The following is a 19,299-nucleotide window of genomic DNA, read 5'->3' on the forward strand; positions in this document are numbered from 1 at the left end:
TCGCGAGCCGCATAATGCACATGTAGACAAGATCGCATACAGGACGCAGCATCTGGGCATCTCTAACCTTCTCTGAACTTGTACTAACTGCACTTGCTATATCTGCTTTATTCAATCACGTTGTGCTTTATATCCCGGTGTTCAACATTAACCTTAAAGCCCTTGCCTTTAAGATATTCGAACATCTTCTCAGCAACAAACACCGAACGGTGCAGGCCGCCGGTACAGCCGATGGCAATAATCAGCTGGCTTTTACCTTCTTTTACATAATGCGGAATTAAAAAATCAATCAGACCTGACAGCTTTTCCATAAATTGCTGGGTAACAGGCCATTTCCAGATGTAGTCTCCTACCAACGCCTCTCTGCCGCTTTTACGCCGCAGTGACTCGACATAAAAAGGATTGGGTAAAAAGCGGACATCCAAGACCATATCGGCATCCAGCGGGATGCCATATTTGAAACCAAAGGATACTACAGTGACAGTCATACGTTCATGTTCGCGTTCTTCAGCGAACAGAGCCGTTATTTTGCCGCGAAGCTCGGCAGTCGCCAATCCCGACGTATCAATAATATGATTGGCCCTGCCCCGGATTTGATCAAGGCGGTCTCGTTCCCGGCTGATACCCTCGCTGATGCGGCCGTGCGGCGCCATGGGATGGCGGCGGCGGGTTTCTTTGTAACGGCGGATAATAGTGGCATCGGAGGCTTCCAAAAATAGAATTTCATAAAGGAAGCCCTGCTTTTCCATGCCTTCCAGCACCTGGACCAAAGCATCGAAGAATTCACCGCCCCGGATATCGACCACCAGAGCGATTTTTGAAACTTTTCCCCCTGACTGTGCGCACAACTCGGCAAATTTAGGAATAAGCATCGGCGGCAAATTATCCACGCAGAAATAGCCTAAATCCTCCATGGCCCGAACTACCTGTGACTTGCCGGCTCCTGACATGCCAGTTATAATTACCAGACGAAAGTTATCTATCATAAACATACACCTCAATTTCCTTATGCCTTGACTTCACATTGTGGCCAATACAAATTTACAGGTAGGATGCCGACAATACTCTACCCTAATTATAGGTTAGGAATGGAAAAAAAGCAAAAAACAGTTCCCGCTGATTTTTGGCGGGAACTGTTCTTCATCCGGCAACCGCTGCCTAAGCGCCGCTATAACCTTCCTGTAAAAATTCAGCATTATACTGATTATACAAGCCATTTCGCTATAGCTTGAATTTGCTTACCGACAATTGCAGTTCCTGGGACATCTGCTGAAGACTCTGTCCGGCGGCCGCAACTTCCTGCATGGATGCAGCCTGCTCCTGACTGGCGGCTGCCACATGCTGCGTCTGGCTGGCGATGTCTTTACTGCTGGCGGCGAACGATTCTACCACCGTAACGATTCGCTGACTGCCATTTGCCATCTCGGATATGGCGCCTGATATTTCCCGGATTTCGTCAGACATTTTATCAATATGGGCAGAAATCTCCGCGAAAACACCACCGGCCGTATGTACAACCTCGGCTCCCAGCTTTACTTCACGGGTTCCGGATTCCATCGCCTTGATGGCTAAACCGGTCTGCGACTGAATTTCTCCCACCAGCGCGGCAATTTGTTTGGCCGATTGACCGGATTGCTCGGCCAATTTGCGGACTTCCTCGGCGACAACGGCAAAGCCGCGTCCCTGCTCACCGGCCCGGGCAGCTTCAATGGCGGCATTCAGCGCCAATAGGTTGGTTTGGCTGGCTATTCCCGCAATTGCATTGACAATATCCCCAATCTGCTGCGAATGTCCGCCCAGCTTGGCCACTACATCGGCGAGACCTTGCACTGTCGATTCAATATGTTCCATTTGGGTAACCGCCTTGCCGACCGCCTGGCTGCCGGACTGCGCGGCCTCTGCCGTATTTTGCGATGCAGCGACTACTGCACCGGCGTTAGCGGCAATTTGCTGTATACCGGCGGCCATTTGGCTGGCAACCGCCAGCGCATCATTGGCTGCCGACAGTTGCAGATCGGCATTGGCGGCCACATGAGCTACCGAATCATCCACCTGACTGGCTGTATTGGCCGAGGTTTCCACTACGCCGGCCATAGTATCAGCGGCCGCGCCAACCTGCCGGGCTGAACTCAATATGCCTTTGATAGCCTCCTTAAAACTGCCTTGCATAGTATTAAGGGCAACAGCCAGTTTGCCGAGCTCATCACCGTCCGCCACACGGGCGATGGGTCTGGTTAGATCCCCGTCCGCCAGGTTGTTGGCGACAACTACCATTCCCTCAATCGGCCGGCAAATCATCCGGGTCAAGAGCAGGCTGAGGCCTGCGCCGATACCAACAGCAACTGCGGCCACCGCGCCTGTGATCCCCAGGCTATGCGCAATATTGCTATACGAACCGTTAATACGCTCGTCCACAATCTCTTTATTATCTTTAACTACTTTGGCCAGAATTTCGGCAATCTGTTCGGAATAAGGGGTAAGCCGGCCGGCGATAGCATAGGCTTCCGCCTTGAGTTGCTGGGCCTGCTCGGCGTTACCTGCGGCCAGCTGCTTGTGATAGGAGCGGACAACAGGCGCTAAGTCATTTACAATGCCGTCGGCATGTTTACTTGTCAGTTGAATTAACTTTTGCATATCCGGGCGGGAGTTTTCATCTACCATGTCAACAAGCTGATGCTCCATAACGACAATATTGCTCATGGCGGCATCCTGCTGTTTGGCGAATTTTTCGTCACCGTAGGCAATAAAGCCCCGTGTGGCCGCGACACCGCTGGTAAAGCTTTCTTCAATCTGCATGGCAAGCTGCAGGCGCTGATTGGCAGTATCAATCGCCGCCAGATTTTTGCTAAAGGATTTGAGGGAAACATAGGCAATGCCTCCCAAAAGAATGATCAGAATCAACATGGTTACAAAACCCAGGGTAATCTTTGCACCAATTCTCAGCTTTCCAAGTACCATCATATGTCTTCTCCCCCCAAATCCATGCGGAATCATCATATATAAAAAAAAACGCATTTGTCCAGAATTCTTAGCCTGTACAAAAAGCGTCTTCGCTTGTTATATATTATTAATTATATACTAACAGTTTGTCTGTCGTTTGGCAAGACACATTTTGGTAAAATCAAACATTTTTACCAACTCCGGTCTATCAGGGCAGTAACTTGAACGGCCGGCAGCGGACGGCTGAACAGGTAGCCCTGCATTATATTACAGCAACGTTCCCGCAAAAACACCATTTGGTCGGCAGTTTCCACCCCTTCGGCAACGACTTTTAAATTCAAATTATGAGCTAAAATGATAATGGCGGATATAATGGCCGCATCCTGGGCGTCGCGGGCCGCATCCTGAACGAAAATCCGGTCTACTTTTAAAGTTGTAATAGGGAAACGCTTGAGGTAGCTGAGCGAAGAATAACCTGTCCCAAAATCGTCAATGGCAATATTGATGCCCATTAGCCGCAATTCTTTAAGTATGGCAATGGTATAATCAACATCTGCCAGGGCAATGCTTTCGGTTATTTCCAATTCCAAATAATCGGGAGCCAAGCCGGTTTCCGCAAGCACCCGGTTGATCTGGCCGATAAAATCCGGTTGATGAAATTGACGCCCGGATAAATTGACGGAAACGGTCATTGGCGGTAAACCAGCATCCTGCCAGGCTTTATTTTGCGCACAAGCCGTTCGGAGTACCCACTCGCCAATCGGTACAATAAGGCCGGTTTCTTCTGCCAAAGGAATGAAGTCACCCGGGGGCACAAGCCCGCGCTCAGGATGCTGCCAGCGTAACAGCGCCTCGACGCCGGCTGTACGGCCGGTCTGGCCGTCAACAAGCGGCTGATAATATACCACCAGTTCCTGCTTGCCAAGCGCCTGACGCAAACTATTTTCCAGCAGGATGCGTTCTAACACCTTTTCATTCATGCTTCTGGTATAAAACTGATACACCGACCCGCCCTGCTCTTTGGCCCGGTACATGGCAGTCTCGGCGTTCTTAAACAACAAATTGGCGTCCAGGCCGTCATCCGGCGATACGGCAATGCCAATACTTGCCGAAGTATGCCAGACATAGCCGTTAAGCTCAATTGGCTGTCTGATTTCTGCAATCAAGCGTTCAGCAATGGTAGCCGCCGCCTTGGAGTCGGATAAATCGGACAGCAGTATCCCAAACACATCACCGCCAACCCGGGTAACTACCGCCTGATCCCCCAGGCATACACCCAGGCGGTTGGCCACATGCCGGATCAGTTTATCACCCAGATTATGCCCCAGGGTATCATTGACCAGCTTAAACCGGTCGACCCCGAGAAACAAAAGTCCCATCTGCCCCCGGCTGCGTTCAGCGGCGGCCAACGCCATCACCAGGCGGTCGATGAGTAGCAGCCGGTTAGGCAAGCCGGTAGCTGTATCATAATAGGACAAATATTCAATCATGGCCTCAGCTCGTCCGATCCGGATAGCCGCCCGCAGGCACTGGGACAAACTTTCAGCAGTTAGCTTGCCTTTTATGAGATAATCGGTGGCGCCGGCTTTCATGGAATCGACAGCCAGTTGTTCATCGCCCTGGCCTGTCAAAATAACAACCGGCGTTTTGATGCCCGCAGCCCGGATAGCTGACAGTACGGCCAGCCCGTTGTCACCAGGCAGACAATGATCAAGAAAAATACAATCATAGCCGCCTGCCTGCGCCTGATTTAGTCCCTTATTGCCGGTATCCGCCTCATCTACGTAAATTGCCGTATGGGCAGCTATGAGCGCCCGCCTGACCATGATCCGGTCAACCTCGTCATCATCAATTATTAAAATCCGGAGCTCTTCCGCCATTTCCATCACCTCTTACGGCATTTCGCTCAATGTCCAATAATGATCAAGCGTAGCCATGGTTTCAACAAATTGCTCAAAGCAGACCGGTTTGACAATATAACCGGCAACATTTAACTGGTATGCGGCCACAACATCCCGCTCTTCATTTGAGGTTGTCAGCACAACAACCGTCATACTCCTCAAATTCGGGTCCTGCCTGATTGCCTGCAGAAACTCAATCCCGTTCATCCGTGGCATGTTAATATCCAGCAAAGTCAAGCTTGGCGCTGCCAAACCCAATAAATTTTCAGGATTTCGCAGCATGGCCAAAGCTTCTTCTCCGTCACGGGCAATGAGTAAAGGATTGGTTAGATTTATCCGTTTAAAGGCTCGTTCAACATTCATAATATCCACTTCATCGTCTTCAACAAGCAAGATACTCATGCCTTTACGCCGCATAATCAACCTCCTGTTTCGTAAGCTATTGCTATTGGTAATTCTCAACTATATTGGAAATTTCCTGCTATAGATCGCTATGTAATAAATTTAATTTTTTAACATTACTACTCCAGAACATACTTTTCTATGGCTTCGGCTACTCCGTCGGCGTCATTTGATAATGTCTCCAAACGGGCAGTGGCTTTCACCGCAGCGCTGGCGTTGCCCATAGCGACCCCCCATCCGGCATATTTAAGCATGTCGACATCGTTGCCGCTGTCGCCAAGTGCCATTGTCTCCTCTTGTTTGATGCCGAATTTATCGGCCAGAAAAGCCAGCGCCCGCCCTTTGTTGGCCAGCGGATGAGTAATTTCTATATAGGTAGGTTTGGAAACAACAATATTAAGCTTGTCACCAAAAGCATGATTAAGCGCTTGGTGAATTCCGGGGATATCTGCTGCCGGCGCCATGACCAGCAGCTTGGAGGGGCTATCCTCGGCTGCGTACAGGCGGTCGCCGACGGCAACAGCCGGTACACCGGCAACGCGGGAATAAAGCTCAGCATAGTGATTAATCGCTTCTACAAATAACTGGTCCTTGATATAACTCTGAATATACCAGTTGTTTTGCCGGCAAAGCGCCAGGAGCTGTCTGGCAAGATCCTGTTCAACCGGGCAGTTAAGAAAAATTTCGGCCGACAAGCTTGATTTAATAAGAGCTCCGTTATAGGTAATCAGCGGTACGTCCAGTTCAAGCTGTCTGGCATAAGGTAAGGCCGAACGATACATCCGCCCGGTGGCAATGGTCACCACAACCCCTTGGGCAATAGCCTGGCGAATGGCTTCACACGCCCGGGGCGATACCGCCAGTTTGCTGTCTAACAGCGTATCATCCAAATCGAGTGCTACTAATTTAATTGCCATATTGATCTCCTTCATCTTCAATAAAATAGACTTAGTTTAGGTGGGGTTTTAACCCCATCTGGAGGTTAGCCGTCGGATAAATTAAAAGCAGGAACTTTGCTTTACGCGAAATTCCTGCCAAAAGGCTACCTGTCATGTATAACTTTGGACAAAGTAAAACTGCATAAAGTCATTAATAATATCCCCGCCATTGTTGTGATCATGCCGGAAACCTGAAAACCGGGCAACGTCTTGATAACCATGAGCGGTGTAAAGATATTGGTCATAACCGTAATGCCGCCCAAATTCAAAAAGGTAAGCGGCATAGCGGCCAGTGATAAAAGCGGCCTGATCGCGGCGTTGGCCACGCCTACAATAGCAGCGCCAAGCAGTGTTCCTCCCAGAGTATCAACAAAAATCCCCGGCAACTCGATCATTACCAGAAATAAAATGACTGCGTTAATGATAATCCGCAGCATAAAACCACTCACCGCGAGACCCCTCCTGCAAAATGTTACTAATAACCAACAATATCTATTATATCCCAAGAGACAAAATTCCGGCAATACAAAATGTTGCCGTTTTGCTTACCATAAGATTTCAACAGGAACTTCGCTGACCTGAGGAGTGCCTGTCAAAGTCATGGCTGCACTCAGTTCTGCCTTAAATTTGTTCAGGATAAATGCCACGCCGGCGGCACCGCCGCCTATCGCGCCAATGGCCAGCGGACGGCCAAGCAGCACGGCGTCAGCGCCCAAAGCCAGCATTTTAAGCACATCGGCACCGCTGCGGATACCGCCGTCAACCAGTACTGTCATTTTGCCTTTAACGGCTTCGGCAATATAGGGCAGTACTTCGGCTGTACCCGGAGTATGGTCAAGGGCCCGGCCACCGTGGTTGGAAATAACAATGGCGTCAACTCCCGCCTGCCAGCAGGCTTCCGCATCATCCGGCGTCATAATGCCTTTGACAATAAACGGAATGGTTGTATTATTTTTTATATGCTCCAGTTCCTGGATGGTCTTAGGACCTACCGGTTGTCCGGCATTGGTCATATTAACAAGGGCAGCGGCGTCAATATCCATACCAAAGGCCGGACAGCCGGCATCAGCAGCCTGCCTGGCCAACTCGATCACTTTATTGGTCTCGCGGGGTTTGACAATGGGGATTCCCCGGCCCTGTTCCTTGACAATGGCGTCCATTCCGGCATCAAATACCACCCGGTTAGGCCCGTCACCTGTCATGCCGACAGTTCCGGCCTGACGGCAGCCGCTAACAATAGCGCCGGTATATTCCTCTTCCGGCATGGCCCCTTTCATATTAAGACCAATACCGCCAATAGCAGCCGCGATAATCGGCAGGGAGAGCTCCATACCCAGAATACGGCAAGACAAGTCAGGATTTTTCACACTATGAACCGTTCTTAAATTGAGACGGCAATCAGCCAGGGCCTGTACATTATGACGAAAGGCCGCCCCGGTGCCTAAGCCCCCCATCCCCGGGACCTCGCCGGCGCAAACCACACCATTGCATACCGGGCATAGCCGGCATGCGCCGCTGAACTTTTCTTTTGCGGTCGTCTTTATAGTATTAAAATCCATATTTTGATCCCCCTGAATAACAATTCACTCAATTCATACTGTGTCAAATTCTTGTTCTATGAACAAATTCCTGCTTACTGTTAGTATGGCAAGTATAAATTTTATCAACCTGCCCATATTAAAATCAAATACTCTACCAAACACGGGAGGTAAATCACCCATGACAGTAATGGATAAAGTCAATTCGCAAACCCGCAATATTATGAATATGATGTTTGACAAAGAGCCGCTCAATTACATTGAGGCTGCCGGTTTGTACGGCATAATCGCGCAGGGTCGCTTCAACGCAGCCTTGCTGCAGGTATTACATAATCATGCCACCGACCCCGAACTTAAAGAACTCATAAAAGAAGCCCTTGACCGGCATAATAAAATGACGGTTGGCGAAGCCGAAGACAAACTCTCTGACAGTGACGGCCAAACGCCTACTCTGCACTTTGTCAAACGCAATCTGCACAAAACACCGTTATCCATCCCGGACGACGCTCGTCTGACCGACCAGGAAATTGCAATTGCTGTCGGCACTTTGGCCAAAGTCTCCCAGACAGCCCTGCTTGCTGCTTTGCACCAGTCGTATCAGCTTGATGTAGCCCTTATGTTCCGGAAAGCGCTGGATGACGGCCTTGATTGGGACTACCGCCTGCTGCAGCTGATGCTGAACCGGGGCTGGCTGCCGCATCTGACAAAAATAACCCACTAAAAAGAAAAGGAAATCTATTCAGGAAGTTTCCTTCTTAGTGGGTATATTCACAGATTATCTCACCCGCCCGCCCACATCATTTTGGGCGGGTTAATCATTATATTGCGGCAAAACAAAGCCCTGGCTTGCGCATAGTCTGTCTTTCTCGGCCAGCTTCAAATCGGCTTCCACCATGATCCTGACCAGTTCCGTAAAGGACATTTGCGGCTGCCAGCCTAGCTTTTCCTTGATTTTTTCTGCGTTCCCGAGCAGCAGTTCGACTTCCGTCGGCCGGAAATAGCGGGGATCAATTCTCACCAGTGTTTTCCCTGTAGCTTTATCTACACCGGTTTCGTCCACGCCGCTGCCACTCCAGTTGATATCAATCCCGACCGTCCTGAAAGCCAATTCAACAAATTCCCGGACAGAATGCGTTTCGCCGGTTGCCACAACATAATCATCCGCGGTATCCTGCTGCAGCATCAGCCACATAGCCCGTACATAGTCGCCGGCATACCCCCAGTCCCTGAGTGCATTTAAGTTTCCCAGATAAAGCATCTCCTGCATCCCAAGCTTGATCCGTGCTACTGCTCTGGTAATTTTGCGGGTGACAAACGTTTCGCCGCGCAATGGCGATTCATGATTAAAAAGAATCCCGTTGCAAGCAAATAAATTATAGGATTCCCGGTAATTAACAGTAATCCAGTATGCATATAGCTTGGCTGCCGCATAAGGACTCCGGGGATAAAACGGTGTTGTTTCACTCTGGGGAATTTCAGCCACCTGTCCGTACAGTTCACTTGTCGATGCCTGGTAATACCTGGTTTTTTCCTCCAGCCCCAGGATACGAATGGCTTCTAATAGTCGCAGCGTACCCAAGCCGTCGGTATTGGCTGTGTATTCCGGTGTATCAAAGGAAACCTTGACATGGCTCTGGGCTGCCAGATTATATATTTCATCCGGTTGAACCTGCTGCACCAGACGAATAAGATTGGTGGAATCAGTTAAATCACCGTAATGCAGGAAAAAATGTACATTTTGCTGATGCGGATCCTGATACAAATGTTCAATACGCTCGGTATTAAATAACGATGCCCGCCGCTTAATACCATGTACTTCATATCCTTGCTGAAGTAAAAACTCTGCAAGATAGGCCCCGTCCTGGCCTGTAATACCGGAAATTAGCGCTTTCTTCACTATGCTCCTCCCCATTCCAACAGATAGGTTACAAAACCCCCTAACTTTTGAATGAGCCGGTGCCATTAGGCCCGGCTCATTCTATAAGTAGTGGCTTAACTTATATCGGCTTAACAGCTGCAACTATCGTCTTCACCGCAGAAGCACAGCAACAGAATTATTATGATGATAATCACAATAAATGAAGAACCACGGCCATGACCACCACAACCGCCAAAACCAAAGCCCATGAAATATCCCTCCTTCCATTTTGCTATCAGTGGGGTTAATCACATTGTATAGTATGCGGCAGACGTTCATTTGCTACTTGTAACCCAGCTTAAAACAGCTCACAATAAAAAAAAAGGCAAGAATCACTTCTTACCCAATTCATCCTTTAGATAATCGGCAAGCGCCTCTTGCCAAGAGAGGAAAGGAGGGCTGCCGCTAAGTTCCAACATATAGTTGCGTAATACCGAATATGCGGGACGTTTTGCAGGCGCCGCAAATTCCGCTGACGTTATCGGCTCAATATGTGTTGGCAAGCCGGCAAGCCTGATAATTTCCCCGGCAAAATCAAACCAGGTGCAGCCCCCGCTGTTTGACATGTGGTATGTTCCATATCCGTCTGTTGCCACAAGTGACAAAATAGCCCGGGCCAGATCGGCGGCATAGGTGGGTGTGCCTGTTTGGTCATGTACCACCTTTATAACCTCCCGCTCTTTTGCCAGTCGCAAAATAGTACGGACGAAATTACGCCCGTCGCCATAAAGCCAGGAAGTCCTGACAATAAAGAGCCGTGGGCAAATCCTGGCAGCAATCAGTTCCCCTTCCCGTTTGCTGCGGCCATACACATTGAGCGGATTGGGCAGGTCGAATTCCGTGTACGGAGAGCCTTGCCGGCCATCAAAAACATAATCAGAACTTATATAAACCATTTTGCTGTCATAGCGTAAACAGGCTGCCGCAAGGTTGCGGGTACCAAGCACATTAACCCGGAAAGCTTCATCAGGCGCTGCCTCTGCCGCATCCACAGCCGTATAGGCCCCGGTATGAATGACGGCATCGGGCCAAATCTTGCCAAAGATATCATCAATTTGTCCAGGGCTGGTGATATCCAGTTCGCGTGAACCGAATGCAAATAATTTTCCGGCAACCGTTTCTGATAAAGCGGTTAAGGCCCGGCCCAACTGGCCGGAACCACCGGTAATAACAATCTTCATGGCAATCACCTGCTACACTCTTAATATTTAATCAAACTTTCCACCGGCAGGTCTCTTAAGGGCGGATACTGCAGGTCTTTTACCGACATAATCGGCTCCGTGACCGGCCAGACAATATTCAGTTCCGGATCATTCCAGCTGATTCCTTTTTCATGGGCTGGAGAATAAAAGTCAGTGCATTTATAGGCAAACAATGCCGTTTCGCTCATAACACAAAAGCCATGGGCAAACCCTTCCGGGATATAAAGCTGCTGGCGGTTTTGCGCCGAAAGAGTGACGCCAACCCATTGTCCAAACGTCGGCGAGCCATACCGTATGTCTACGGCTACATCAAACACTTCTCCCTGCAGGACATATACCAGTTTCCCCTGCGAATAGGGCTGCTGATAATGCAGTCCCCGCAGAACGCCTTTAGTGGACAATGATACGTTATCCTGGACAAACAGGGGGATAATGCCCCATTTGGCATAAAGTGCGGCATTCCAGGTCTCCATAAAAAATCCCCGGCTGTCGGTGAAAACCTTGGGCTCGAATATTTTGACTCCGTCTAAAGCGGTATCATAACACCTCATATGCAGCTTTCCCCCTGCGCAAGCTGCAATAAATACTGGCCATAGCCGTTATTCCGGTGGGACTCGGCCAATTGTCCAAGCTGCTGCGCCGAAATATAGCCTTGCCGAAAAGCGATCTCTTCCGGGCAGGCAATTTTTAACCCTTGCCGCTGCTGGATTGCTTCGATAAAACTGGCTGCCTGGAAAAGCGAATTATGGGTACCCGTATCCAGCCAGGCATAACCTCGCCCCAAAAGCTCCACGCTAAGCTGCCCCTGGCTAAGGTACAGACTGTTGATATCTGTGATTTCGAGTTCGCCTCTGGCGCTTGGCCTAAGAATCTTCGCCATGTCGACTACCTGTTGATCATAAAAGTACAAGCCGGTCACGGCATAATTCGATTTGGGCTGTGCCGGTTTTTCCGCAAGACTGACAGCCGTTCCCGCCGCGTCAAACTCGACTACGCCGTATTGTTCCGGGTTACTTACCCAATAACCAAACACAGTAGCCCCGCTACACCGGCCTGCCGCCTGCTTAAGTTTTGCAGCCAAACCGTTGCCGTAAAAAATATTATCCCCCAGCACCAGGGCACAGCTTTGGTTGTCAATAAAATTCGCGCCTATTATAAATGCCTGGGCAATTCCTTCAGGACGCGGCTGCGCCGCATAACAAATATTCAAGCCCCATTGCGAGCCGTCGCTGAGCAGGTCCTGATATAATGGCAAATCCTGCGGTGTTGAAATAACCTGAATATTGGTTATGCCTGACAGCATCAATGTTGATAGCGGATAGTACACCATCGGCTTATCATATATCGGCAACAGTTGTTTGCTTACTACTTTAGTGAGTGGATAGAGCCGTGTACCCGAACCGCCGGCCAAGATAATGCCTTTATTGATCATGCTCCTCACTCCTAGCCGTTATCAATGTTTTCAATCTTTTTTTTGTGATTACACTGCCTGTTCAAACTTTTTTAGCATGGGGGTAAACCGGATGCCATTAATGGTTTGTTCCTGATCATAAGTAACAAAGCCCAGCTTTTGATAGATCGGGACAGCTAAATCGAAAGCGCCCACCGTAAGCTGCCGTACTTCTTTCTGTTCCCGGCGGCATTTAGCGATTCCCGCATTCAAAAGACTGCGGGCAATCCCGCGACCGTGCCAGTTTTCTGCCGTATATAGCAAGAGCATATGATTAACATAATAGATCTCGATTACCCCAATAATCTGTTCTTCTTCTCTGGCAACCAGCATAAAGGAGTTATTGGCCAGACGGTTTTCAATAGTTTTAGGGTCGATAAGCTGATAAAACCTTTGTATCCCTTCCTCTGAAAAACCAGCTGCATTAAATTTATCAAAAACGGCTTTCACCATGGCCGTTGCTGCACTGATTTCAGCTATGGCAATTTCACCAATTGTGTACTCACTCATACCGATCACCGGACTTACAAATTCGCCTGTCTATGAGCTCCTGCCAGCCACTCCGGTAGCTGCCTGTCCTGATACTTTCACACCACATTTGATTAGCCAAATACCACGCCACCGTCTTGGACAGCCCTGTTGCAAAAGACGCCTGTGGAGTCCAGCCAAGTTCTACTCTTATTTTTGCGGCGTCAATAGCATAGCGCCGATCATGGCCGGGACGGTCTTTTACAAAAGTGATAAGCTCACGGTAACTGCCGCCTTGCTTACGTGGCTGCATGTCATCAAGCAGATCACAGATACCCTGGACAACCTGTAAATTGTTTTTTTCGTTCTGACCGCCAATATTGTAGACCTCTCCCGGTTTCCCCTTTTCCAGGACTGTTAAAATGGCGCTGCAATGATCGGACACAAACAGCCAGTCGCGGATATTGGCGCCGTCGCCATAAACCGGCAGCGGCTTATCCTCAAGGGCGGTGCAAATCATCAACGGGATTAACTTTTCCGGAAATTGATACGGGCCATAATTATTAGAGCAATTGGTCGTCAAAACAGGCAAGCCGAAGGTGTGAGAATATGCCCGCACCAGGTGATCCGATGCAGCTTTTGATGCCGAATACGGCGAATTGGGCGCATATTTGGTCTCCTCGGTAAAATAACCTTCCGGCCCTAACGAACCGTACACTTCATCGGTAGATATATGCACAAAGCGAAAAGCCGCTTTCCAGCCGGCATCCCGCTGTTCCCAATAACGGCGAATACACTCCAGGAGTTCGAAGGTCCCCATAATATTGGTCTGGATAAAGTCCCTCGGCCCGTCTATCGACCTGTCTACATGCGACTCGGCGGCCAAATGCACAACTCCGTCCGGGCTATACTCCTCCAGCAATTGGCTGATTAGCGCCCGGTCCTCTATAGAACCTTTGACAAAAATATGCCGTGGATGCTCCAGAACGGCTGCCAGCGAGTCAAGGTTGCCCGCGTACGTTAATTTATCAAGATTAATAAGCCGGTAGCCGGTATTGGCCAGCATGTAATGCACAAAGTTGCTGCCGATAAAACCTGCGCCACCGGTAATAAGCAATGTCCGCAACTAAATCGCCTCCGGTCTCTCATGTTCAGGTTTGCCGTTTAGGCCACAACTGCTTTTACCATACTCATTAACAGTCTGGATTACTAAGCCGGCCATTGAAATCTTCAGTTGCGGCCCCATCGGCAGACTCAGCACCTCATTGGCCAACCGCTCGGTTAGCGGGAAATCGCCCGGGCCAAAGCCAAGGGACCGGTACGCGCCGGATAAATGCGGCGGAACGGGATAATGAATCAAAGTATCAATTTCATGACTCTTAAGATACGCCTCCAGCTCATTTCTTCTGCTGCTTCTAACAACAAACAGATGCCAGGCCGGCCTTACCCATTCGGAAACAGCAGGCAATTCCAGATCCGGACAAAGTATTTTTTGCAAATACACTTCCGCCAGGCTGCTTCTTCGCCTGTTCCATTCATCCAAATGCCTTAGCTTTACCCGTAAAAACGCCGCTTGCAGTTCATCAAGCCGGGAGTTAAAGCCTTGATAGTCATTGTAATACTTAATTTTCGAACCGTAGTTTCTCAGAGCGCGCAGCTTCTCCGCCAGTTTATCGTCATTTGTTGTTATGGCGCCGGCATCACCGTAAGCGCCAAGATTCTTGCCCGGATAGAAACTAAAGCCGGCGGCGTCAGCCAAACTGCCGGTAAACCGGCCTTTATACATTGCCCCCTGCGCTTGCGCCGCATCCTCCAGCACTTTCAGGTTATACCGCTGCGCCACCTGATTTATGGCATCCATATCGGCAGGCTGCCCATATAAATGAACGGCAATAATGGCTTTTGTATTTTTATTTACAACTGCGGCAATATTTCCGGCATCAAGATTATATGTCTTCTCATCGGGTTCAACAGGCACCGGCCGGGCGCCGGCATAAGTAACAGCCAGCCAGGTTGCTATATAGGTATTGGCCGGAACAATTACTTCATCTCCCGGACCGATATCCCAGGCTCTCAGCACCAGGTGCAAGGCTTCAAGGCCATTGCCTACGCCTACGCAATGTCTCACGCCGCAATAGCTGGCGAAATCTTCTTCAAAGCGCTTTACCGCATCCCCCAGAATATACCAGCCAGACTCCATAACCTGCACGTAAATGGCGTCAAGTTCGGACTGAAGTTCTCGATAAGCAGCTTTCAGATCTAAAAATGGAACTTGCATGATTCATCTCCCCCTATTGCAGGCTTGAACTATGCACTGCCTGGATAAACTCTTCGTAATTCCGGTAGTAATCACCCTCATCGTAATAATCGGATGCCAGTACCAGGCATACCGAAGCGGACGAGAAATTCTCCAACTCACGCCAGATCATACCGGGGATATACAGGCCCTGATAGCTGCGGTTTAAGTGAACCGTCACTTTTTGGAAACCATCATCGATAATAACGTCAAAACTGCCGGACATGGCAATAATGACCTGCTCTAATTTCACATTGGCATGTCCTGCCCGTGTTGTTCCTCCCGGAACATCATACAAATAAAAAATTCTCTTAAAATCAAAGGGAATATGCCGCCCTGTTTCTATTACGCTAAGATTACCCCGAGGATCATGAATCTTAGGCAGGTCAATAAGCCTGACCTTCTCGACACCCATACCGTCTATCCCCCTCAAGCTATATATATCAGCTTTCTACCGGTTTATTTGTACCCAAGCGGGCCAATTAACCCTCTACCATACTATGCAGCATTTAGGCAAAGCGACATTTATTCCATAATATTCCTTAATGACGAGCAAGCACGACTGGCCCCTAGCTTTAATGAAGGTAAAAGCCGTTGTTGCTTTTATAATTTTTTAAATATACTATCTTTCAGCATCATAGAGAAAGCCTTGGCAGTATGGAGGGTAACCCTATTTCCATCCTGACAAGACTTCTTTTGTTGAGCCTGCTCCCTTATATAACGTGTATTTCCCTGACAACCTGACAGGGATTCCCGGCTGCGATTACATTGGCCGGGATACTGCCGGTTACCACACTGCCAAGCCCGATAATAGAATTATCACCAATAGATACGCCTTTGAGAATAGCTACATTCGAGCCTATCCAGCAATTCCTGCCGATATTGACTGCTGCGGATTTACCGGGATTACCCCGTCGCAAATGCGGCTCAACTCCATGAGCGTCAAAATCCATGATAGTAACATTAAAGCCAATCAGCGTATCATCGCCAACAGTGATGTTTGCCAGGCAAATGGCCGTAAAATTGTTATTAATAGCCACATTATTGCCTATTTCAATCATGGCCTCATTCCGGCGCGTATCAAAATGATTATTGCCACTCCAAAAATAGGGGGAATGACGTATTCCCACCCGGACATTTTGACCAAAAGCAACCTTACCGGGTCCGGTAAAAATAGAGGGATGCAAAATATTGGGCTCCCCCATGACGTCCCCATCACTCAGCAAGTCAAATAACCAAATCCTGGCCCGCAAGTATAAGTCCCGGGCTGCGTCCAGGCAAGCTTTTTTTAACTCCATGCCAAACTCCTCTTTTGACTTCGCGGATTCTATTTAATTGACCGGCCAATTATCTTTTCTCTTCGACAAGACCTTCGCTGTTTAAAAAATAGGCTTTATTACAGCTCCCGCAATTAAGCCCGTCATCTAGTTTCTCACCGCAGTTGCATATATACGCTTTAAATACTGCTGGGTTACCGTACCACAGGGTGTTGTTGGGTACATTCTTAGTGACAACGGCGCCGGCGCCAATCATGGCATATTTGCCGATGGTGCCGCCGGCGACAATGGTGGCATTGGCGCCGACAGATGCTCCTTCGTTAATAATTGTGGTTGCATAAGCGGCCGGGTGCTGTTGCGAGCGCGGTCTTAGATCATTGGTAAAAGTCACATTCGGCCCTAAAAAGACCTTATTGTGAATTCGTACGCCGTCCCAGAGTTGCACACCGCATTTAACAGTAACGTTGTCACCGATTATAACATCGTTCTCGATAAAGACATGGGCGCAAATGTTGCAGTTCTTGCCGATGACTGCTCCGGGCAGTACATGAACAAATTCCCATACCTTAGTTCCTTCGCCAATATTAGCGGAATCCACCAGGGCTTGATCATGCTTAAAGTATGGCATGCCTAACCTCCCTTACGCCTCTGATATGCCTTTTTAACCAAAACTCGAATAGCTTAACCCGGAGCGGTGCTGAAAGTAAAACCAGCAGGTGTCACGACCGGTTGCCTCTTTCTCCCCGGCCTCGGCGATCTCAGCCGGGTGATGCTTGTCAGGAAGCTGTGAATATAACGCCTGTAGGTGCTCCGGCCAGCCTAGGCAATGATTATGCCGGATGGCTGCTTTTAATTCACTACCCTGCCGGCTGCGAAATGCGTCATCTTTAACCAGTCTGTCAAGCATAGTGAAAAACTCTTCCTTAGTAGCAAAAATACTTTCCACAGCACCTGGCGCAACATCGGCCCCCAATGTCTCAATATTTACTTTTACGCCAATAACAGGAATACCGGCTACACCTGCTTCCAGAGCTGCCGTCATCGATCCCATTGGCAGCGAAACCAAGCCGATATCGGCTGCACTATGAAACGCACGCAAGTCATATTGCAATCCCACCGCTTTTATCCTGCCGTTGCTTGCGCTTTTAAGCTGGCTCCATTCGCCGGCATCGGCCGGACCGACAACAATAATTTCAACATTATCAAACCGCCCAGCAATTTCCTGCAGCAAATTGTGAAAGTTGTACTCCCCGCACGGCGCCAGTTTATAAGGCGAAGCTATTGACAAAATAACTATGGCTTCCTCAGGAATACCTAAAGCCTGCTTGGCAAGCTTCTTATCCTGCAGCTCGGGCGGCAGGTTTAACGGAATTGGCAGCAGACAGGACTGAGTTACATTTCTGCGCTCTCTGCCTAATTTCTGGCCGGCCTCTCTGAGATCGGCGATCAGATCGGCTGCGCTCATGCCAATAGTAAAGGCATGGTCGGCATGATTGAGAAATATGACCGGTGAAGCGCCGGCAACGCCAAACGCCAAAGGTGCAACCGGATCATGGGGATGAATGTGCAAAACAACCACATCTGCCCAGGCAGCGGCGGCATCCCGCAGCACTTTGGCCCGCTGGCACAAACTCAGGCTCATTGTATCCAGCGTATTGTACCAGCCGCCGGATTGAATGGCTGCCTCCCTGAGCCAGGGGGGATTGGTCGAACTGTTGAGGGTTATGATAACGGAATGAGCCGAGGCTGTGTCCATAGCGATCCAGCGTTCAACCAGTCGGGTATGGCCGCCGGAATGGTACCCCTGACTGATAACATGCAGTACATTTCGTTTTTCCGCATTTTGGGGAGGTACTGCTATCTGTGGCACGATTACCCGGCCATCTATTTTTTCGGCGATTTTGCGTAGTATCTGTTCTAACCGGGATGAACAAAAAAAACCGGGATGCGAATGATGTGCCGAATCCGCCGCCTGTTTTATCAAGAGCGCCGCCTTTTCCAAATCGCCGGACAGCAAAGCAAATTCAGCCTGGTCCATTAGCAGCGAAAATTTCCACCCCATAGTTTCCATGAATTGCCGGCAGAAACCAAATTCGTGCTGATAGGCAATCCACTTTGCGACTTCCGCATCCTGGGTCAGCTCATAGGGTGCAGCCAGGTGCGGGTTCATACCCCATTTATCGGTGAATCTTTGCCTGTTGACTTCCAGCAGGTTATTGAAATGAGCTGCCTGCTCCCCGAATGATATACTGCCAAAATGATGGATGAAGACATCCCGGCATAAAAGTAAGCGGTAACCGGCATTTCTGATCCGCAAACAATAATCGTCGTCTTCATAATTTCCCGGTGAAAAAATTTCTTCTAACAGTCCGATTTTATTTACCACTTCCGTTTTTATAAGCAAACAATAGCCAACAAGCCGGGTTCTATTTTCCCAGCGCTCAGGATTGTGTCTGTTAACATGACTGGCGAAACGTATCATTTCGTCAAGGCTGGCATACTCGCAAAAGATACTTTGAAAGTTAGAACAGGAGTTGGTTACCGCCCCTGTCGCGCCAATGTCATTTGCGCTGAAAAGCGCCTTTCTAAGATTAACAAGCCAGCGCGTCGTAACAACGGTATCATTGTTTAACAAGAGGATGCTGTCGCCCTTGGCCAGCCGGATACCCTGGTTGCAGCCGGCAGGAAACCCCACATTTTCAGTATTGGCAATTACATGGATATCCTGCTGACTTTGCAGCCACTCAGTTGTTCCGTCATTTGAGTTATTATCCACAACTATCAGTTCATAGGAATCCGGCTCAGTATATTTTCTTATACTTTCAATGCACAGTTTATTATAGTCGAGTTTATTGTACGTCAGAATAATAATACTTGTAAGCGCTTGCGCACTCGTCTTATCTTCAACTATTTTCGCAGTATCCTCCGCTTGTTCTTTATCTTCCAGGTAGCAGCACACCGAAACGCCC

Annotated in this window: 19 protein-coding genes; 1 reads left to right on the forward strand and 18 read right to left on the reverse strand. The window is 49.0% G+C overall.

What is annotated here, in order from left to right:
• Positions 1–107: 107 nt before the first annotated feature.
• The 7 genes from rapZ to SATMO3_RS22490 form a co-directional block, all read right to left on the reverse strand.
• On the reverse strand, positions 108–983 hold the full coding sequence (gene rapZ, locus SATMO3_RS22460) for an RNase adapter RapZ (RefSeq protein ID WP_371381770.1): 876 nt from the start codon (positions 981–983) through the stop codon (positions 108–110).
• Positions 984–1,221: 238 nt separating this feature from the next.
• On the reverse strand, positions 1,222–2,961 hold the full coding sequence (locus SATMO3_RS22465) for a methyl-accepting chemotaxis protein (RefSeq protein ID WP_371371997.1): 1,740 nt from the start codon (positions 2,959–2,961) through the stop codon (positions 1,222–1,224).
• A gap of 170 nt (positions 2,962–3,131) precedes the next feature.
• Positions 3,132–4,820 (reverse strand): putative bifunctional diguanylate cyclase/phosphodiesterase, encoded by a 1,689-nt coding sequence (locus tag SATMO3_RS22470; RefSeq protein WP_371371998.1) that lies wholly within the window; start codon positions 4,818–4,820, stop codon positions 3,132–3,134.
• Between the two features lie 12 nt (positions 4,821–4,832).
• A complete protein-coding gene (locus tag SATMO3_RS22475; protein WP_371371999.1) occupies positions 4,833–5,258 on the reverse strand; it encodes a response regulator in 426 nt (141 codons plus the stop codon).
• A gap of 104 nt (positions 5,259–5,362) precedes the next feature.
• The gene (locus tag SATMO3_RS22480; protein ID WP_371372000.1) at positions 5,363–6,160 is read right to left on the reverse strand and encodes a Cof-type HAD-IIB family hydrolase; all 798 of its coding nucleotides are present in this window, start codon (positions 6,158–6,160) and stop codon (positions 5,363–5,365) included.
• 125 nt (positions 6,161–6,285) lie between these two features.
• A complete protein-coding gene (locus SATMO3_RS22485; RefSeq protein WP_371372001.1) occupies positions 6,286–6,630 on the reverse strand; it encodes a phage holin family protein in 345 nt (114 codons plus the stop codon).
• Positions 6,631–6,726: 96 nt separating this feature from the next.
• Complete coding sequence (locus SATMO3_RS22490) at positions 6,727–7,740, reverse strand: alpha-hydroxy-acid oxidizing protein (protein WP_371372002.1); 1,014 nt, start codon at positions 7,738–7,740, stop codon at positions 6,727–6,729.
• A gap of 160 nt (positions 7,741–7,900) precedes the next feature.
• On the opposite strand from SATMO3_RS22490, the gene SATMO3_RS22495 reads away from it, so the two are divergent.
• Positions 7,901–8,440 (forward strand): DUF3231 family protein, encoded by a 540-nt coding sequence (locus tag SATMO3_RS22495; protein WP_371372003.1) that lies wholly within the window; start codon positions 7,901–7,903, stop codon positions 8,438–8,440.
• Positions 8,441–8,530: 90 nt separating this feature from the next.
• Here SATMO3_RS22495 and gmd read toward each other — a convergent pair whose 3' ends face one another.
• The 11 genes from gmd to SATMO3_RS22550 all read right to left on the reverse strand — a co-directional run bounded on the left by gmd (position 8,531) and on the right by SATMO3_RS22550 (position 19,289).
• On the reverse strand, positions 8,531–9,619 hold the full coding sequence (gene gmd / locus SATMO3_RS22500) for a GDP-mannose 4,6-dehydratase (protein WP_371381771.1): 1,089 nt from the start codon (positions 9,617–9,619) through the stop codon (positions 8,531–8,533).
• Between the two features lie 350 nt (positions 9,620–9,969).
• Entirely contained in the window at positions 9,970–10,818 is an 849-nt protein-coding gene (gene rfbD / locus SATMO3_RS22505; RefSeq protein WP_371372004.1) for a dTDP-4-dehydrorhamnose reductase, read from the reverse strand.
• A 20-nt stretch (positions 10,819–10,838) separates the two neighbouring features.
• Complete coding sequence (gene rfbC, locus SATMO3_RS22510; RefSeq protein WP_371372005.1) at positions 10,839–11,390, reverse strand: dTDP-4-dehydrorhamnose 3,5-epimerase; 552 nt, start codon at positions 11,388–11,390, stop codon at positions 10,839–10,841.
• The gene (rfbA, locus tag SATMO3_RS22515; protein WP_371372006.1) at positions 11,387–12,271 is read right to left on the reverse strand and encodes a glucose-1-phosphate thymidylyltransferase RfbA; all 885 of its coding nucleotides are present in this window, start codon (positions 12,269–12,271) and stop codon (positions 11,387–11,389) included. Before rfbA ends, rfbC begins: the two co-directional genes overlap by 4 nt.
• Positions 12,272–12,319: 48 nt before the next feature.
• Entirely contained in the window at positions 12,320–12,799 is a 480-nt protein-coding gene (locus SATMO3_RS22520) for a GNAT family N-acetyltransferase (protein WP_371372007.1), read from the reverse strand.
• The gene (gene rfbB / locus SATMO3_RS22525) at positions 12,792–13,883 is read right to left on the reverse strand and encodes a dTDP-glucose 4,6-dehydratase (protein ID WP_371372008.1); all 1,092 of its coding nucleotides are present in this window, start codon (positions 13,881–13,883) and stop codon (positions 12,792–12,794) included. Before rfbB ends, SATMO3_RS22520 begins: the two co-directional genes overlap by 8 nt.
• The gene (locus SATMO3_RS22530) at positions 13,884–15,035 is read right to left on the reverse strand and encodes a DegT/DnrJ/EryC1/StrS family aminotransferase (RefSeq protein ID WP_371372009.1); all 1,152 of its coding nucleotides are present in this window, start codon (positions 15,033–15,035) and stop codon (positions 13,884–13,886) included.
• Between the two features lie 13 nt (positions 15,036–15,048).
• Complete coding sequence (locus tag SATMO3_RS22535; RefSeq protein ID WP_371372010.1) at positions 15,049–15,468, reverse strand: FdtA/QdtA family cupin domain-containing protein; 420 nt, start codon at positions 15,466–15,468, stop codon at positions 15,049–15,051.
• 298 nt (positions 15,469–15,766) lie between these two features.
• Entirely contained in the window at positions 15,767–16,351 is a 585-nt protein-coding gene (locus SATMO3_RS22540) for a DapH/DapD/GlmU-related protein (RefSeq protein WP_371372011.1), read from the reverse strand.
• Between the two features lie 49 nt (positions 16,352–16,400).
• On the reverse strand, positions 16,401–16,958 hold the full coding sequence (locus SATMO3_RS22545; protein ID WP_371372012.1) for an acyltransferase: 558 nt from the start codon (positions 16,956–16,958) through the stop codon (positions 16,401–16,403).
• A 33-nt stretch (positions 16,959–16,991) separates the two neighbouring features.
• Positions 16,992–19,289, reverse strand: coding sequence for a glycosyltransferase (locus SATMO3_RS22550; protein ID WP_371372013.1), 2,298 nt, complete (start codon positions 19,287–19,289; stop codon positions 16,992–16,994).
• Positions 19,290–19,299: the final 10 nt, after the last annotated feature.

Origin of the sequence: Sporomusa aerivorans (assembly GCF_041428895.1) — a bacterium.
GTDB lineage: Bacteria > Bacillota > Negativicutes > Sporomusales > Sporomusaceae > Sporomusa > Sporomusa aerivorans.

Bases quoted from the DNA above. Each gene is read 5' to 3' on its own strand.
- SATMO3_RS22465 (WP_371371997.1), bottom strand. From the start codon at position 2,961: ATGATGGTACTTGGAAAGCTGAGAATTGGTGCAAAGATTACCCTGGGT.
- SATMO3_RS22470 (WP_371371998.1), bottom strand. From the start codon at position 4,820: ATGGCGGAAGAGCTCCGGATTTTAATAATTGATGATGACGAGGTTGAC.
- SATMO3_RS22475 (WP_371371999.1), bottom strand. From the start codon at position 5,258: ATGCGGCGTAAAGGCATGAGTATCTTGCTTGTTGAAGACGATGAAGTG.
- SATMO3_RS22480 (WP_371372000.1), bottom strand. From the start codon at position 6,160: ATGGCAATTAAATTAGTAGCACTCGATTTGGATGATACGCTGTTAGAC.
- SATMO3_RS22490 (WP_371372002.1), bottom strand. From the start codon at position 7,740: ATGGATTTTAATACTATAAAGACGACCGCAAAAGAAAAGTTCAGCGGC.
- SATMO3_RS22495 (WP_371372003.1), top strand. From the start codon at position 7,901: ATGACAGTAATGGATAAAGTCAATTCGCAAACCCGCAATATTATGAAT.
- rfbD (WP_371372004.1), bottom strand. From the start codon at position 10,818: ATGAAGATTGTTATTACCGGTGGTTCCGGCCAGTTGGGCCGGGCCTTA.
- rfbC (WP_371372005.1), bottom strand. From the start codon at position 11,390: ATGAGGTGTTATGATACCGCTTTAGACGGAGTCAAAATATTCGAGCCC.
- rfbA (WP_371372006.1), bottom strand. From the start codon at position 12,271: ATGATCAATAAAGGCATTATCTTGGCCGGCGGTTCGGGTACACGGCTC.
- SATMO3_RS22520 (WP_371372007.1), bottom strand. From the start codon at position 12,799: ATGAGTGAGTACACAATTGGTGAAATTGCCATAGCTGAAATCAGTGCA.
- SATMO3_RS22530 (WP_371372009.1), bottom strand. From the start codon at position 15,035: ATGCAAGTTCCATTTTTAGATCTGAAAGCTGCTTATCGAGAACTTCAG.
- SATMO3_RS22535 (WP_371372010.1), bottom strand. From the start codon at position 15,468: ATGGGTGTCGAGAAGGTCAGGCTTATTGACCTGCCTAAGATTCATGAT.
- SATMO3_RS22540 (WP_371372011.1), bottom strand. From the start codon at position 16,351: ATGGAGTTAAAAAAAGCTTGCCTGGACGCAGCCCGGGACTTATACTTG.
- SATMO3_RS22545 (WP_371372012.1), bottom strand. From the start codon at position 16,958: ATGCCATACTTTAAGCATGATCAAGCCCTGGTGGATTCCGCTAATATT.